At 74.8% G+C, this 16,134-nt stretch carries 13 protein-coding genes; 8 read left to right on the top strand and 5 right to left on the bottom strand.

Going from position 1 to position 16,134, the window contains the following annotated elements; all coding sequences use genetic code 11:
• Positions 1-179 precede the first annotated feature (179 nt).
• Positions 180-1,874, bottom strand: a complete 1,695-nt coding sequence (locus QMF98_RS15890) for an alpha-amylase family protein (RefSeq protein WP_337973884.1) — start codon at positions 1,872-1,874, stop codon at positions 180-182.
• A gap of 162 nt (positions 1,875-2,036) precedes the next feature.
• On the opposite strand from QMF98_RS15890, the gene QMF98_RS15885 reads away from it, so the two are divergent.
• The 5 genes from QMF98_RS15885 to QMF98_RS15865 all read left to right on the top strand — a co-directional run bounded on the left by QMF98_RS15885 (position 2,037) and on the right by QMF98_RS15865 (position 7,323).
• Complete coding sequence (locus QMF98_RS15885) at positions 2,037-3,113, top strand: Gfo/Idh/MocA family protein (protein ID WP_337973883.1); 1,077 nt, start codon at positions 2,037-2,039, stop codon at positions 3,111-3,113.
• Positions 3,114-3,196: 83 nt separating this feature from the next.
• On the top strand, positions 3,197-3,562 hold the full coding sequence (locus QMF98_RS15880; protein ID WP_291759770.1) for a hypothetical protein: 366 nt from the start codon (positions 3,197-3,199) through the stop codon (positions 3,560-3,562).
• 197 nt (positions 3,563-3,759) lie between these two features.
• The gene (locus QMF98_RS15875) at positions 3,760-4,932 is read left to right on the top strand and encodes a VIT1/CCC1 transporter family protein (protein WP_337973882.1); all 1,173 of its coding nucleotides are present in this window, start codon (positions 3,760-3,762) and stop codon (positions 4,930-4,932) included.
• A gap of 424 nt (positions 4,933-5,356) precedes the next feature.
• Positions 5,357-6,001 (top strand): slipin family protein, encoded by a 645-nt coding sequence (locus tag QMF98_RS15870; protein WP_337973881.1) that lies wholly within the window; start codon positions 5,357-5,359, stop codon positions 5,999-6,001.
• Between the two features lie 38 nt (positions 6,002-6,039).
• The gene (locus QMF98_RS15865; protein ID WP_337973880.1) at positions 6,040-7,323 is read left to right on the top strand and encodes an MFS transporter; all 1,284 of its coding nucleotides are present in this window, start codon (positions 6,040-6,042) and stop codon (positions 7,321-7,323) included.
• Positions 7,324-7,330: 7 nt separating this feature from the next.
• Here QMF98_RS15865 and QMF98_RS15860 read toward each other — a convergent pair whose 3' ends face one another.
• Positions 7,331-8,365, bottom strand: a complete 1,035-nt coding sequence (locus QMF98_RS15860; RefSeq protein WP_337973879.1) for a phosphotransferase family protein — start codon at positions 8,363-8,365, stop codon at positions 7,331-7,333.
• 89 nt (positions 8,366-8,454) lie between these two features.
• Here QMF98_RS15860 and QMF98_RS15855 point away from each other — a divergent pair, with 89 nt between their 5' ends.
• On the top strand, positions 8,455-9,006 hold the full coding sequence (locus QMF98_RS15855) for a DUF2231 domain-containing protein (protein WP_337973878.1): 552 nt from the start codon (positions 8,455-8,457) through the stop codon (positions 9,004-9,006).
• A gap of 13 nt (positions 9,007-9,019) precedes the next feature.
• Here QMF98_RS15855 and QMF98_RS15850 read toward each other — a convergent pair whose 3' ends face one another.
• Together QMF98_RS15850 and pgm are read right to left on the bottom strand one after the other, a co-directional pair.
• On the bottom strand, positions 9,020-10,228 hold the full coding sequence (locus QMF98_RS15850; RefSeq protein WP_337973877.1) for an MFS transporter: 1,209 nt from the start codon (positions 10,226-10,228) through the stop codon (positions 9,020-9,022).
• A gap of 50 nt (positions 10,229-10,278) precedes the next feature.
• Positions 10,279-11,964 (bottom strand): phosphoglucomutase (alpha-D-glucose-1,6-bisphosphate-dependent), encoded by a 1,686-nt coding sequence (pgm, locus tag QMF98_RS15845; RefSeq protein WP_337973876.1) that lies wholly within the window; start codon positions 11,962-11,964, stop codon positions 10,279-10,281.
• Between the two features lie 67 nt (positions 11,965-12,031).
• Here pgm and QMF98_RS15840 point away from each other — a divergent pair, with 67 nt between their 5' ends.
• Both QMF98_RS15840 and QMF98_RS15835 read left to right on the top strand, forming a co-directional pair.
• The gene (locus QMF98_RS15840) at positions 12,032-12,856 is read left to right on the top strand and encodes a DUF5926 family protein (protein ID WP_337973875.1); all 825 of its coding nucleotides are present in this window, start codon (positions 12,032-12,034) and stop codon (positions 12,854-12,856) included.
• Positions 12,857-12,938: 82 nt separating this feature from the next.
• Positions 12,939-13,865 (top strand): glycosyltransferase family 2 protein, encoded by a 927-nt coding sequence (locus QMF98_RS15835; protein WP_490715627.1) that lies wholly within the window; start codon positions 12,939-12,941, stop codon positions 13,863-13,865.
• Here the strand turns inward: QMF98_RS15835 and QMF98_RS15830 are convergent.
• Positions 13,828-16,080 (bottom strand): hypothetical protein, encoded by a 2,253-nt coding sequence (locus tag QMF98_RS15830; RefSeq protein WP_337973874.1) that lies wholly within the window; start codon positions 16,078-16,080, stop codon positions 13,828-13,830. The two genes, QMF98_RS15835 and QMF98_RS15830, sit on opposite strands and share 38 nt — an antisense overlap.
• Between the last annotated feature and the right edge of the window lie 54 nt (positions 16,081-16,134).

Raw genomic sequence — 16,134 nt, 5'->3', positions numbered from 1 at the left:
GGCGTTCTACGAGCAGCGGGAAGGGAGGTCGGGGTGGAGACGAGGGGCACCCGAATCGATTCGAGCGGAACCGATGCTAACGCTGCCGCGCGCGGCCGGTCACGCCCATTTCCGCATCTGGGACGAGACCTCACCCGCCCCGCGAGCCACCCTCGCGGGGTGCCGATCGCGCCCCGCTGCTACAGCAGCCGCCGCGAGCCCGGCTCCTCGACCCGCAGCCACCGGTAGCCGTAGCCGGACAGGGATAGCTCGACGCGGCCCTTCTCGTCGACCTCCGTCGTCCCCTCGCACAGCAGGTCCACCAGGCAGGTGCCCTCCGGCAGGTCCGGCAGCTCGAGGGGCACCACCACGGCCTCCTTGCTCAGGTTGTGCAGGCTGACCATCGACGCGTCGCCCCAGGTGGACCGCATCGCCAGCACCGAGTCGTGCGGCTGGTCGAGGATCTCCGCCCGCTGCGTCCAGCCCAGCTCGGGCGCCTCCCGGTACCGGCGGATCAGGGTCTGGACGAACGAGAGGAGCGACTCCGGGTCGCGCCGCTGGTCGGCGACGTTCACGTGCTCCGGCCCGAACGGTCCGTCGGTCACCGGCCGCACCAGCCGTGACGGCGCCACGCGGCTGAACCCGCCGTTCTTGCCGGACGTCCACTGCATGGGGGTGCGGACCGCCCGCCGGTCCTCGGCCGCGAGGTTCTCGCCCATGCCGATCTCCTCGCCGTAGAACAGCACCGGTGTGCCGGGCAGGGCGAAGAGCAGGGAGTACACCATCCGCACCCGACGGGGGTCGCCGTCGAGCATCGGGGGAAGCCGGCGGCGCAGGCCGCGGTCGTACAGCTGCATGTCCTCCTCGGGGCCGAAGGCGTCGAACACCTCCTGGCGCTCCTCGTCGGTCAGCTTGTCGAGCGTGAGCTCGTCGTGGTTCCGCACGAACGTCGCCCACTGCGAGTCCTTCGGGATCTCCGGCCGGGACTCGAGCGCGGTGCGCAGCGGCCGCGCGTCCTGCCGGGCGAGGGACAGGTACAGGTTCTGCATCACGATGAAGTCGAACTGCAGGTCCAGCTCGCGGCCCTCCACCACGCCCTGGTCGTCGTGGTCGCCGAAGAACAGGCTCTGCTGGTCGTACGGCAGGTTGACCTCACCCATCAGGATCGAGTCGCCCACCCGCCGGGACAGGAAGGCCCGCAGCGCGGTGAGGAACTGGTGCGGTCGGTCGACGTCGTCGTCGGGCCTGGACGCCACGTCGGCGAGGAAGAAGGGCACGGCGTCGACGCGGAACCCGGACAGCCCCAGCTGCGCCCAGTACCCCATCACCTTCGCGATCGCGTCCCTGACCTGCGGGTTCGCCGTGTTGAGGTCCGGCTGCTGGTGGTAGAAGTGGTGCCGGTACCACTCGCCGGCCACCTCGTCGTACGTCCAGATCCCCTTCTCCTTGTCGGGGAAGACGACCTCCTTGTGCGTGTCCGGCGGCTCGTCGGACCGCCACACGTAGAAGTCCCGGTACTTGCTGTCCTTGCTGCGGCGGGCCGCCTGGAACCACGGGTGCTTGTCCGAGGTGTGGTTGACCACCAGGTCGGCGATGACGCGGATGCCGCGGTCCTTCGCCGTGCGCACCAGCTCGACGAAGTCGCCGGCGTCGCCGAGCCGGGGGTCGACGCCGTAGTAGTCGGTGATGTCGTAGCCGTCGTCGTAGTCGGTGGTCGGGTAGAACGGCATCAGCCACAGGCAAGTGACGCCCAGGTCGGCCAGGTGGTCGATGCGCTGGACCGCGCCCGGTAGGTCGCCGTAGCCGTCGTCGTTCCAGTCCATGAACGTCTTGACGTCCAGGCAGTAGATGACGGCGTTCTTCCACCACAGGTCGCCGGTGTCACGGATCCGCATGAAGTGGTTCATACCGGGTGAAGCGCCGGTGCGCGCGGCGAGCGGGCGGACCGCCTGGCCGCGCGCCCGGGCGGAGTCCACCCACGCCGGCCGGTTGCTCCCGCGTAGCGTCGGGACCACGGCGCGGCAGCGCCGCAGGTGGGACGACGACGAGGACGCACCATGACTGCACCCCTGGCCTACGCGGTGGTCGGCTCCGGCTGGCGCGGCGAGTTCTTCGTCCGGATGGCGCGGCTGATGCCGGACCGGTTCCGGTGCACCGGGGTGGTGACGCGGTCCGACGAGCGTGCCGAGTGGGTGCGGCGGACGTGGGGCGTGCCGGCGCTGCGCTCGCTCGACGAGATCGACGGGGTCGACGTGGTGGTGGTGGCCACCCCGTGGCCGGTGACGCCGGTGACGATCCGCGCCCTGGTGGACCGCGAGATCCCGGTGCTGGCGGAGACGCCCCCGGCGCCCGACGCCGACGGCCTGGTGACGCTGTGGCACCACGTCGGCTCCACCGAGCTGGTGCAGGTGGCCGAGCACAGCGTGTTCATGCCGGCGCACGCCGCCCGGGAGGCCGTGGTCGACTCCGGCCTGATCGGCGAACCGACCAGCGTCCAGGTGTCCTCGACGCACCTGTACCACGCGATGGGCCTGGTCAGGCGGCTGCTCGGGGTGGCGCCGGGTCCCGCCGTGGTCCGCGCGTCGGCGTTCACCGCCCCGCTGCTGGACCCGCGGAACCGCGACGGCTGGACCGGTGCCGAATGGCCGGTCGGTGCCCGCACCGTGCTGGCCACCGTCGACCTGGGCGAGAACCGCAGCGCCCTCTACGACTTCACGGACAACCAGTGGCACAACCCGCTGCGCGCCAACCGGATCGTGGTGCGCGGCTCGCTCGGCGAGATCGTCGACGACGCCGTGACCCGCTGGGCGGGGGACCGGACCGTGGTCACGTCGCCGATCGTCCGGCGGCAGTCGGGCATCGAGCAGAACCTCGACGGGTGGGACACCGAGCACCTCAGCCTGGACGGGCAGGTGCTGTGGCGGAACCCGTTCGAGGGGACCCGGCTCGCCGACGACGACCTGGCGGTGGCGGGCCTGCTCGCGGCGACCGCGGAGTGGGTGCACGGCACCGGACCGGCGCCGTACCCGCTGGCCGAGGGTTGCCAGGACCACCTGCTGGGGCTGGCGATCGAGGAGTCCGCCCGGACCGGCGAGCCGGTGCAGGTGCCGGCGGCGCCGTGGGCGACCGCCTGAGGGCACGTCCGCGGTGCTGTGGCAGAGCACCCGGCCCGGGGTGAGGCTGGTTCATCGACGACCCTCGACGGGAGGAGACGACCATGGCGGTGACCAGCTTCCAGGACCTGCCCCTGGCGGACCGCGACCGCGACTGGGACGGCGACGCAGCCGAGCGCCGGGTGCGGAAGTGGGCCGGTGCGGACGACGAGCCCAACGAGAGGTACCGCGACGCGCACGTCTGGTACGACGCGGACGCGAAGGACAACTTCACCGGCTACAAGCTGCTGATCGCGGACGTGGTGGGCGGAAAGCTGCAGGCGGTGCCGCGTGCGGTGTTCGCCGCCGCGGCCGTGATGCAGGGGTCGCGCGGCGGGATCGACGTGCCGGACAAGGACCGCGACCGCATCCGCAGCCACCTGGCCAAGTACTACAAGAAGCTCGACGAGACGCCGCCCTGGGACGACTGAGGCAGTCGCCCGGATCAGTTTCCGTGCCACCGAACTCCCATTGTCGGAATTACGAGAACGGTGCGGAAATGCCGCCGCTGCGGTGATCCGCGCCATTTCTCCGTAGGCTTGACGGTCGAGCGCCCGCTGGGCACGCCGCCGTTCTCGTCGTCGTGCGCACCGCGAGCCACCACCGCCGCCCTCGTCTGGAGCCCGCCGTGCCTGCCGCCGTGCCCCCCGCCGCCTCGCCGCCGACCGCTGCCGACCGCCGCCGCTGGCGCCGCAACCTCGCCGACGAGCGCGCCGAGGCCGCCGCCTACCGTGACCTGGCGTCGCGCCGGACCGGCGAGGAGCGGGACATCCTGCTCGCGCTGGCGGAGGCCGAGCGCCGCCACGAGGCGCACTGGCTGATGCTGCTCGGGGACGACGTCGGCCGGCCGCAGCGCGGCGACTGGCGCACCCGCACGCTCGGCCTGCTTGCCCGGCGGTTCGGTTCGGTGTTCACCCTGGCTCTGGCGCAGCGCGCCGAGATGCGGTGGGCGGCGGACGCGGACGCCGACGCGACGCCGACGATGGCGGCGGACGAGCGGATCCACGTCGAGGTGATCCGCGGTCTGGCCACCCGCGGCCGCAACGCGATCTCCGGCCGGTTCCGGGCCGCCGTGTTCGGGGCCAACGACGGGCTGGTCAGCAACCTCGCGCTGGTGCTCGGCATCGGCGCCAGCGGGGTGTCGGCCGGCACCGTGCTGCTCGGCGGCCTCACGGGCCTGCTGGCCGGCGCCCTGTCGATGGGTGCGGGGGAGTACGTCTCGGTCCGCTCCCAGCGCGAGCTGCTCGAGGCGTCCCGCCCGGCCGCGGCCGCCGGCGAGGCGCTGCCGATGCTCGACGTCGACGCCAACGAGCTGGCGCTGGTGTACCGGGCACGCGGCCTGGACGCGGCCGCCGCGGCGGACCGGGCGGCCGTGGTGCTCGGCTCGTTGGACCGCTACCGCGAGCAGCAGGCGCTCGACGCCTCCCTGCTGCGCTCGTCGACGGCACTGCCCGGTGACGACGACCACGTGCCGCCCGTGTCCGGCCAGACCCCGGCGCCGCCGACGGACGAGCACGAGACCATCGGCACCGCCTGGGGCGCCGCTGGCGCGAGCTTCTGCTTCTTCTCCGTCGGCGCCGCGATCCCCGTCATGCCGTACCTGCTGGGTGCCACGGGCCTGCAGGCGGTGCTGTGGTCGGCCGGTCTGGTCGGCATCGCGCTGATCGGCACCGGGTCGGTGGTCGGCGTGCTGTCCGGCGCCTCGCCCGTGAAGCGGGCGCTGCGCCAGCTGGCGATCGGCTACGGCGCCGCCGCGGTCACCTACCTGCTCGGCTCGGTGTTCGGCACGTCGGCCGGCTAAACCGGGGACCAGCCGGGTCCACCCGGTCTCGGCCCAGCCGCCCGGGCATGAGTCTCGACGTGTACGCCCGATGTACGTACACCAGGCGTACATGCAGAAGAGGGGTTCCCCGGCCCCCGGCGCCCAATTCGCGTGCGCCCCGCCGTCCGCGAGGTCTAGCGTCACGCCCGCTCCCGGACCAGCAGCCGGGCGGTGTTCGCCGCCGCGGGTCCTGCGCATCGCCCGGCGAGCACCTGCCAAGGAGCAGCGCCTGTAGAGCGCCCGGGTTCAGATCCCGATCGACCTGCCGGTGCACGGTCACCCCGGGTGACGCGGCTTGCGGCGGCGAGTCCGCTCGTCCGTCCCCCGCCGTCACCCGACCGTGCACCGGTGGGCCGGCTCACCGAGCAGGACGTGCAACGGAGCGACGAGAGGAGGCAGAGCCATGAAGGTGGTCGTGCAGGAGTGGGAGAGGGTGCTGGTGTACCGCGACGGCCGGTTCGAGACGGAGCTCGCCTCCGGTCGGCACCGGCTGCGGCGCTGGCACCGTCGGACCGTGCGGGTCTTCGTCCGGCCGCGCCTGGTGACCGTGCCGCTGCAGGAGGTGCTGACCTCCGACGGGATCGCCGTACGCATCAGCCTGGCCGTCCGGGTCCGGGTGGCCGACGCGCGCGCCTGGCACGAGGCGGTCGAGGGGCCGGACGCGTTCGTGCACGTCGCGGTGCAGGTGGCGCTCCGGGACGCGGTCGCGTCGCGGACGCTGGACGAGGTGCTGGCCGACCGGTCCGGCATCGCCGGCCAGCTGCTGTCGGCCGTGGAGCCGGCCGCCGCGGAGGTGGGCCTCGCCGTGCAGCAGCTCGCCCTGCGCGACGTCGTCGTCCCGGCGGAGCTGCGGCGTGCCGCGGCCCAGCTGGCCACCACGCGGGCGCAGGGCCTGGCGACCCTGGAGCGTGCGCGCTCGGAGGTCGCGGCGATGCGCGCGCTGGCCAACGCGGCGCGGCTCGCCGAGCAGCAGCCGGCGCTGATGCGCCTGCGCACGTTGCAGGCGGTCGAGGCCGGTGGCGCGACCGTGGTGCTCAAGACGAGCTGAGGTCCTGGTCAGCGGGCGGGGTTGCCTACCATCTGCGGGTGCCCCGCCTGCTGCTCGACGCCACACCTCTGCGCGTCAGCCCGGCGTTCAGGCGGCTGTGGCTCGGGCTGTCGGTGTCCAACCTCGGCGGTCAGCTGACCGTGGTGGCTGTCGGGCTGCAGGTGTACCACCTGACCCGGTCGACGTTCGCGGTCGGCGTGCTGGGGCTGTTCGCGCTGGTGCCGCTGGTGGTGTTCGGGCTGTACGGCGGTGCGATCGCCGACCACGCCGACCGTCGCACGGTCGCCCTGGTCGCCTCGGCCGTCGCGTGGGTGGCGGTGCTCGGGCTCGTCGTGCAGGCCGTCGCGCACAACACGTCCGTCGGCGTCCTGTACGCGCTGGTCGCGCTCGAGTCCGGCGCCGGTGCGGTGAACTCCCCGGCGCGCGGCGCGATCATCCCGCGGCTGCTCGAGCCCCGGCACATGCCCGCCGCCAACGCCTGGCAGACGCTGGGATGGAACATCGCGCTGACCGTCGGCCCGCTGGTCGGGGCCGGCATGGTGGCCCTCGGCGGGTACGGGCTGGCCTACGGCACCGATGCGGTGCTGTTCACGTTCGCGCTCGCGGCGCTCTACCGGCTGCCGCCCGTGCCGCCCGAGCGGTCGGCCAACGGCCGGCAGCGGGCCGGGCTCGGCTCGGTGCTGGACGGGTTGCGCTACCTGGGCACCCAGCCGAACGTCCGCATGACGTTCCTGGTCGATCTCGCGGCCATGGTGTTCTCGTCCCCGCGCGTGCTGTTCCCGGCGATCGGCGTGGTGTACCTGGGCGGCGGCGCGACGACGACGGGTGCGCTCACCGCGGCGGTCGCCGTCGGCGCCGTGCTGTCCGGGCTGCTGTCCGGCGGGCTCGCCCGCGTCCGGTGGCAGGGCCAGACCATCGTCTGGTCCATCACGGTGTGGGGACTGTCGATCGTAGCGTTCGGGCTGGTGCTGGTGCACGCCGGCCCGCACAGCCCGGTGCAGGTGCTGTGGGGCGCGCTGCTGGCGGTGCTGGTCGCGCTCGCGGTGGCCGGTGCGGCGGACAACACCAGCGCGGTGTTCCGGCAGACGATCCTGCAGACCGCCACGCCGGACGACATGCGCGGCCGGCTGCAGGGCGTGTTCACCGTGGTGGTCGCCGGTGGGCCGCGCCTTGGCGAGCTGGGGCTGGGCGCGGTCTCGTCCCGGATCGGCGAGGGCTGGGCGGCGGTGATCGGCGGGGCGGCGTGCCTGGTGGTGCTGTGGCTGCTCGTCGTCGGCCAGCCGCGGTTCTGGCGCTACGACGCGCTGGACCCGCAGCCCTGAGCCGGCGTCAGGCGAGCGAGTCGAGGGCCGCGCGCAGGTTCGTCTCGAGCGTGGCGCGGTGCCCGTCCACCCACTCGCCGGTGTACGCGCGGGGCACCAGCTCCACCCGCATGACTAGCGCGAAGTAGAGCCGGTACAGCTCGAGCCGGACGCGGGCCCCGTCGTCGTCGAGGTCCGGCGCCGGGGCCACCGACGCGTAGCCGGCGAGCAGGCCAGGCGGCACCGGACCGCGCCCCAGCTGGTCGGCGCCCACCAGCTCGAGCAACGGGTCTCCCCACACGGCCCGCTCCGGGTCGATCACCCCGACCAGCTCACCGGTCGCGGGGTCGAGGAACAGGTTCCCCGGCCACAGGTCCGTGTGCACCAGCACCGGGGTGCGCACCTGGTCCAGCGTCGGCCGGTGCCGGGCCAGCGTCGCCCGGACCTCGTCGGCCGGGACGGGCACCGCCCACCGCTCGGCATCGCCGAGCGCCGCCTCGACCATCAGCCTGAACGCCTCTGCCCAGGTGCCGCCCCGCAGCGGGGACGCCTCGCCGACGTACCCGAACACCGGCCCGGTCACCTGGTGCAGCCGCCCCATCAGCGCCCCGAGCTCGTGCTCGGCACGGGCGGCACGCGGGTCGTCGTCCACCGTCCCCAGCCCGCAGTCGCCCCACGGCGTGCCGCCCAGACGGCTCGCCGCGACCAGGTCGCCGGGCCACACGGACCGGGAGAAGTCCTCGAGCAGCACCCGCGGCACCGGCACGCCCGGGACGTCCGCGAGCAACCGGTACACCAGCGCCTCGCTGCGGACCAGGTCCTGCTCGTAGGTCAGCAGGCGGTCCTGGTGGGTCGGCGCGGTCTTGACCACCGCCTCGCTGCCGTCGTCGAACGTCACCAGGAACGTGGTGGCGAACATGCCGCCGGTCAGCCGCTCGGCCCGGGCGGCGTGGCCCAGCGGCGCGAGGGCGCCACGCAGGGCGGCGAGATCGTCGTCGTGCTGCTCGGCGCCGGGGGCGACGTCCTCGGGCGCCGTGGACCGGTCCTGGGTGCCCGTGCTCACGGCCGGTCAGCCTAGGGCTCGCCGTGCGGGCTCGGTGGCGCCGCGTGATGCTGGACGTCCTGCTCGTCCCCTGACCACCGGAGCCGACCATGACCTCTGCGCACTCCAGCGGGCACATGACCAGCGAGCCGGCCGCGGCCCGCGTGGCAGCGGGCCTCGAGCACGACGAGCGCCTCGACGGCGTGGTGGACCAGCTGGCACCCGTCGCCCGCGCCGTGGTGGGCAGCGACACCCGCGCCTCGGTGCTGCGCGGCGACCCGATCGGCCACAAGCTGCACCCGCTGCTGACCGACGTGCCGCTCGGCCTGTGGATGTCCGCCACCGTGCTCGACCTGGTGGGCGGCCCGTCGGCCCGCCCCGCCGCCCGGCGGTTGATCGGGCTCGGGCTGCTCGCCACCGGACCGACCATCGCGGCCGGCCTGGCCGACTGGGAGAACAGCGGCGACCGGACGCGCCGGGTCGGTGTGGTGCACGCCGGCCTGAACGGGGTCGCCGCGGCCCTGTACGGCCTGTCCTGGATGGCTCGCCGGCGCGGGAACCACGGGCTCGGCGTGGTCGCCGCGCTGGCCGCGGGCGGGGCCGCCGGCGCCAGCGGCTACCTCGGCGGCCACATGTCGTTCGGCATGCGGTCGGACGGCTGATCCCGGCGGCGCCTCAGGCGCCCGCGGGCTCCGGCGTGCCCGCGCGCAGGACGCGGAGCGCGAGCACCGTCGCGACGAGGACCGCCCCGCCGCACGCCACCACCACCAGGTAGGCGGCGCGGGCGCCGCCGGCGTCCACCTGTGCCCCGGCGAGCGACGACGCGATCGACACCCCGACGTTCAGCGAGGTGCCGACCCACGTCAGCCCCTCCGTCAGCCGTCCCGGCGGCACGTGCGCCTGCACCAGGCCGTTGCCGGTGATGATCGACGGGGAGATGGTGAACCCGACGGCGAACATCACCGCAGCCAGCGCCCACAGGCTGTCGACCAGGACGAACAGGCACACGCCGACCGCCAGCGCGGTGACGGACCCCGCGAAGCGCCGGTGCAGCGGTGCCGCCCACGCCCGCGCGCCGTACAGCAGGCCCGCCAGCAGCGACCCGAGCGCGAACGTGGCCAGCACGAACCCCGCGGCGCCCTTGTTGCCGTGCTCGTCGGCGAAGGCGACGGTCGCCACCTCGGTGGCGCCGAACAGGCCGCCCATCGGCACGAACACCACGGCGAGCACCGCCATCGCCGGCAGCCGCAGCACCGTGCCGCGCGCGCGGCCCTCGGTGCGCCGCACGGCGGGCGGCTCGGTGGCACGCTGCGCGCAGAACCACAGCCCGCCGCCCACCACACCGATGGCCGCCACCACCAGCCCGGCCTCCGGCCGGACCGCCGTCGCCAGCGTCGTCACCGTCACCGGACCGACCACGAACACCAGCTCGTCCAGCGCGGACTCCAGCGAGTAGGCGGTGTGCACCGCCCGCCCGTCGCCGGCCAGCACCCACGTCCACCGCGCGCGCACCAGCGACCCGAACGAGCCGCTGCCGGCGCCGATCAGCACGGCGGCCCCGAACAGCCACACCGCGGGTGCCCGCATCGCCGACGCCGCCGCCAGCAGCAGCATCCCCGCTCCGGCCAGCACGGTCGCCGGACGCATCACCCGCGACTGACCGAAGCGGTCCACCCACCCGCCGAGCACCGGCGCGGCGACGGCCTGGGCGACGATGTACGTCGCCGACACCGCACCGGCCAGCGTGTACGAGCCGTACAGCGAGCTGACCGCCAGCACCACGCCGATGCCCACCATCGACATCGGCAGCCGCGCGACGGCCGCCGCGGCGGAGAAGGTCAGCGCCCCCGGGCGCGACAGGACGTCGCGGTACGGGGTGAGCATGCCGCCAGTCTGTCAGCCGGCGCCGACACCCCGTCCGGCGCCGGCCTTGCTCAGCCCGCCAGCGCCGCCGACACCACGTCCTTCGCCTCGGCCTGCACCTGCGCCAGGTGCTCGGCCGAGACGAACGACTCGGCGTAGATCTTGTAGACGTCCTCGGTCCCCGACGGCCGGGCCGCGAACCACGCGTCCTTCGTCGTCACCTTCAGGCCGCCGATCGCCGCGTCGTTCCCGGGCGCCCGCGTCAGCCGGTCGGTGATGTCCTGGCCGGCGAGCGTCGTCGCCTTCACCTGCTCGGGGGAGAGCGCCGCGAGGGTCGCCTTCTCCTCGCGGGTCGCGGGGGCGTCGACGCGCGCGTACCAGGACTGCCCGAAGCGTCCGACGAGGTCCGCGTGGTGCTGGCTGGGCGACCTGCCCGTCGTCGCCAGGATCTCCGAGGCGAGCAGCGCCGGCACCATCCCGTCCTTGTCGGTGGTCCACACGGTGCCGTCCGTCCGCAGGAACGACGCACCGGCGGACTCCTCGCCGCCGAACCCGACGGACCCGTCGATCAGCCCGGGCACGAACCACTTGAACCCGACCGGCACCTCCAGCAGCCGCCGCCCCAGGTCGGCCACCACCCGGTCCATCAGGGACGACGACACCACGGTCTTGCCCACCGCCGTGCCGGCCGGCCACCCGGGCCGCCCGCCGCCGTACAGGTAGCTGACCATCACCGCGAGGTAGTGGTTGGGGTTCATCAGCCCGCCGTCCGGCGTGACGATCCCGTGCCGGTCGGAGTCGGCGTCGTTGCCGGTGGCGATGTCGAACGGTGCGGCCATCCCCGCCGCCGGGCTCATGCGCGTGACCAGGGATGCCATGGCGTACGGCGACGAGCAGTCCATACGGATCTTGCCGTCCCAGTCCAGCGTCATGAACGCCCACCGCGGGTCCACCGTCGGGTTCACCACCGTCAGGTCCAGCCCGTACCGCTCGCCGATCGCCGCCCAGTACTCGACGGACGCGCCCCCGAGCGGGTCGGCGCCGATCCGCACCCCGGCGGTCCGGATCGCCTCGAGGTCGATCACGTTGGCCAGGTCGTCCACGTAGCTGGACAGGTAGTCGTGCTTGCGGGTCGTCTCCGCGGCCAGCGCCTGTTCGACGGAGACGCGCGGCACCGACCGCCACCCGGACGCGAGGATCTCGTTGGCGCGGGAGGCGATCCAGCCGGTCGCGTCGGAGTCGGCCGGGCCGCCGTGCGGCGGGTTGTACTTGAAGCCGCCGTCGCGGGGCGGGTTGTGCGACGGGGTCACGACGATGCCGTCGGCCAGCCCCGGCCCCTGCGTGCGCACCCCGGCCGCCGTGCCGGCGCCGTTGAACAGCAGGATCGCGTGGGACACCGCCGGGGTGGGGGTCCAGGAGTCGCGCGCGTCCACCCGCACCTCGACGCCGGCCGCGGCCAGCACCTCGAGGGCCGAGCGCCACGCCGGCTCGGACAGCCCGTGCGTGTCCCGCCCGATGAAGAGCGGGCCGTCGGTGCCCTGGCCGCGGCGGTACTCGACGATCGCCGCGGTGATCGCGACGATGTGCGCCTCGTTGAACGCCCCGTCGAGGGACGAGCCGCGGTGGCCGCTGGTGCCGAACACCACCTTCTGGGCGGGGTCGGTGAGGTCCGGGACCCGGTCGTAGTACGCCCCGACCAGGGCGTCCACGTCGATGAGGTCCTCGGGGCGGGCAGGCGTTCCGGCGCGCGGGTCCATGGGGGGATCTTCTCCCACCGTCGGGGGTCGGCGCACCCGCCCGGAACCGGCCGATAGGTTGTGCCCCATGGCCAAGACGACCACCTCCTTCGTGCTGCGACCGTTCGAGAACCTGCCCGGCGAGACGGACTGGGTCGCGATGCGTGAGCTGGTGCCGGCCGCGACGGCCACCGTCCGGACCACCGCCGAGCACGGTGCGCGCGAGGTCGTCGTCACCACCGTCCTCCCCGACGCCTGGGCGGCCCTGCACCGGGCCGACGGCACGGTCATGGTGGCGCTGCAGACGCGCAGCAGCTCGGGCGACGCCAGCCGCGACCTGGCCGAGGCGCTGCTGCGGGCGCTCGACGCCGAGCCCGGCACCGCGATCGAGAACCTCGGCCTGCCGACGCCCGGGCCCCGGCTGCAGGACGTGCTGGACCTGTCGGTGCCGTTCGAGGTGACCCTGCTCGACTCGTTCGAGTACTGGCTCGACCCCGCCGCGGAGCGCACGCCGGACGTGGAGGCAGCCCTCGAGGAGGCCGACTCCGGCATCATCGACACCCGCAAGCTGCCCGGTGTCGAGTCCGCCTACTGGTGCCGGATGGGTGCCAAGGAGTTCCTGCGCTGGGTGCAGCCGCTGGACGAGCAGCAGGTGCTGGACGGGCTGGCCCGCCTGCACGGCCGCCGCGAGTCGGGCTTCGAGGACGCGAAGTTCATCGGCTACTTCCGCGCCGCCGGCCTCGTCGTGCCGGTGTGGGAGCTCGCTCGCGGCACCGAGGCGGAGGAGATCGAGGACGCGCTCGCGGCGTTCGCGCCGCGGTTCGCCGCGGCCGTGGCCGACGACTCCCCGCTGGACGCCGACGCCCGCCGTGCGCGCGCCGGTCTGGTGGCCCGCCAGGTCACCCTGCGCTGACCTCGAGCGCCCGCGCGGGGCCGTCCGGGTGAACGTGGGCCTCGACCGGCGAGGTGGCGGAGGCCGTCGTTAGGCTGGTCACGTGACCAGGTCCGGCGACAGCACCCGCGAGCGGGGAGCAGTCACCGACCAGGGAGCCGAGGAGGCGTCGTCCACGGACGGGCCCGCCCCCGCAGACGCGGACCAGTCGTCGGCCTCGGCCCGCTCCGCGCGGGCCGAGTCGGTTCGCGTCGGCGCCGGCCGCCCGCCGCGCCGGCAGCGGGTGGCGGTGATCATCCCCGCCAAGGACGAGTCGCGGCGTATCGCCACCACGGTCCGCTCGGCACGGGCGATCCCCGGGGTCGACCTGGTGCTCGTGGTCGACGACGGCTCGGAGGACGCCACCCAGCACGTCGCCCGGGAGGCCGGCGCCGTCGTCGTGCGTCATTCCCACAACCGCGGCAAGGCCGCAGCGATGGAGACCGGTGCCGCCGTCGTCGCCATGCGCGACGCCCCGGACCGGCCACCGCGCTTCCTGCTCTTCCTCGACGGCGACCTGGCGGAGTCCGCGGTGCACGCCGCCCCGCTGGTGCCGCCCGTGCTGTCCGGCGAGGCGGACCTGACGATCGCCCTGCTGCCGCCGCAGCCCGGCGCGGGTGGGCACGGCATCGTCACCGGCGCCGCGCGCCACGGGATCGCGGCCCTCACCGGGTGGACGCCCACGCAGCCCCTGTCCGGCATGCGCTGCCTGACGCGGGAGGCGTTCGAGGCGGCGACGCCGCTGGCCCACGGCTGGGGCGTCGAGACGGGGATGACCATCGACCTGCTGCGGCAGGGGTTCCGGGTGCTCGAGGTGCCGTGCGACCTGCGCCACCGCCCGTCGGGCGCGGACTGGAAGGGTCAGCTGCACCGGGCGGCGCAGTACCGGGACGTGCAGCTGGCGCTGAGCGCCCGGCGAGCCCGCGCCGCCGCGGGCGTGGTGCGCGGCGTGCTCAGCCCGAAGCGACCGGCCCGGGGTCCGCAGCTCTGACGTCCCGGGCGCGCTCGCCCTGGTCCTCGTCCCGCAGACGCGCGACGGCGCCGAGCAGCAGGGGAGCCAGGAGCGCAATCCCGGTCGCCGGGATGATGATCCCGGAGTCGTTCATCAGGAACCCGACCGCCATCGCCGCCCCCCACGCCGCGAGCCCGGCGCGCAGCAGCGGGACGCGGGGGACGAGCCCTCCGAGATCCGTGTCCCGCAACCGGCGCCCGCGCCGACCCGCGTGCCGGACCAGCGCCAGCCAGCCCAGCGCCACGGCACCGACCAGCAGCGCCAGCACGCGCCAGTCGCCCAGCACGTGCAGGTTCGCGGACTCCTTGCGGGCGATCACCGTCCACAGACCGCCCTGCAGCAGCGTCGCGACGAACCGGCCCAGGTGGGTCCGCTCCGCCGGCGGCCGCAGGTAGTCGAGCACCATCAGGGTCCCGACGACGAGCACACCGGCGCCCAGCCCCAGGAGCACGGTCCGCCACCGGACCCGCCGCCCGCTGACCACCACGGCCAGCAGCCCGAACATCAGCAGCAGGGCCACCGGCCCGCCCGCATCGCTGCCGAGCCCCGGCGTCCCGTCCACCACGACCACCACCAGGCCCAGCACGGCGACGGCCGTGACGCCCGCCCACCGCCGCCCCCGGCGCACCAGCAGGTCGGCGACCACCACCGCGAGCACCATCCCGGCCGTCGCCGCCAGGGCGAACGCCTGGTTGCTCCAGCCGTAGAACCGTGCGCCGAGCAGCCGGTGACCGCCCATCGGCGTGTCCACGGTCAGCGGTGAGCCGAGCACCGCGTCGGCCAGCAGCACCCCGGCCGTCACGGCCGCCACGGTGGCCGCCGTCCCCAGCACGGTGCGCCGCCACGGACCGACCACCGCCAGCACCGCGAGCAGCACCGCCCAGCCGAGGGCCGCCGCACCGAGCGCCGCGCCCGGCGCGCCGGACCGCCACCACGGCACCAGCGCGACCAGGAACGACGCGACGGGCAGCAGCGCCACCACCGTGCCGGCGAGCTGCAGCGCCCGCAGAACCTGCCGCGACGGCCGTCGGCCGCCGCGCAGCAGCAGGACCGCGACGACGACGAACAGCACGACGACGATCAGCAGCGCGGTGTTGAACGTGCCGGAGACACGGGTGATCGTCAGCGCCTCGCGCTGCACGTCGAGCAGGCGGGCCAGCCGGGCGTCGGCGGTCGAGGGGCCGGAGACGTGGCCGATCGTCGAGCCGACCAGCCCGGCACCGCGGTCCCGCGCGCCGAGCGCGGCCAGCACGGTGGCCGGTACGTCCGCCGTCTGCACCAGACCCGTCTGCCGCGTCGCTCCGGACCTGAGCAGGGCACTGTCGTACAGGCCGCCGTCCGGAGCCGGTCCCGTCGCGGCGACCAGCTGCAGGTCGGGGCTGCCGGCGTCGGTCAGCGAGGCGACCAGCACGGTGGTGCCCGGATCGGCGGCATCGAGCGCCGCACCGACCACCGAGTCGACCGCGGTCAGCTGTGCCGAGCGTGCCCCGGCCGGGGGTGAGCCGTCCGCAGACCCGGCACGCACGGCCCCGGCGTCGACCACGACGACGCGAGCGGACCCCAGCGCATCGCGTACCACCCCGGTCACCTGCTGCGCCGACGACGGCACCGCCTGGTACCGCCCGACCACCCGCCCGTCCGCACCGGCCAGCGCCACCACGGCACCGGGACCGACCGCTACGGCCGACACCCCGGCGCCGCGCAGCACCTCACCGAGCGTCCCGGCCTTCGCGTCGTACTGCTGCGACGCCAGCGCCGTCCGGTCGGCAGCCCACCCCGGCGCTGCGCCGTCGACCGGCTCGTCGAGAGCCGCGCACGTCCCGCCGGCTCGCACCGCCGCCGCCTTGGTGCCCGCCGACACGGTCAGCCACCCGTCCACCGGGCACCCGGTCGGCTCGACGCCGCGCGTGCTCGCCACCGCCACCCCGGCCGTGCGGGACAACCGCCACAGGGCCGGTGTCACCTGGGCGGACACGTCGCTCCACCGCACCCCGCTGGTGCCGATCAGCAGCACCGGACCGGGCACGGCGCCGGCCGTGACCGCGGTCGCCGTTCCGGACGCGGACGCGGGGCCGGCCACCGCCCCGCCGCTCACCAGCGCGCCCACCGCACCGGCCAGGACCACCGCCACCAGCCCTCTGACCAGGCCACCCGCAGGGCCACCGCGGAACGGGACACCGCCGCGGGCACGCACCCGGCTAGCCTACGGGCGCACCCCGTCTCCACCCCGACGGCCTCCAGGAGGACC

Source organism: Cellulomonas sp. NTE-D12 (assembly GCF_027923705.1).
Classification (GTDB): Bacteria; Actinomycetota; Actinomycetes; order Actinomycetales; family Cellulomonadaceae; genus Cellulomonas.
This window is presented reverse-complemented; position numbering and strand designations above follow the sequence as displayed.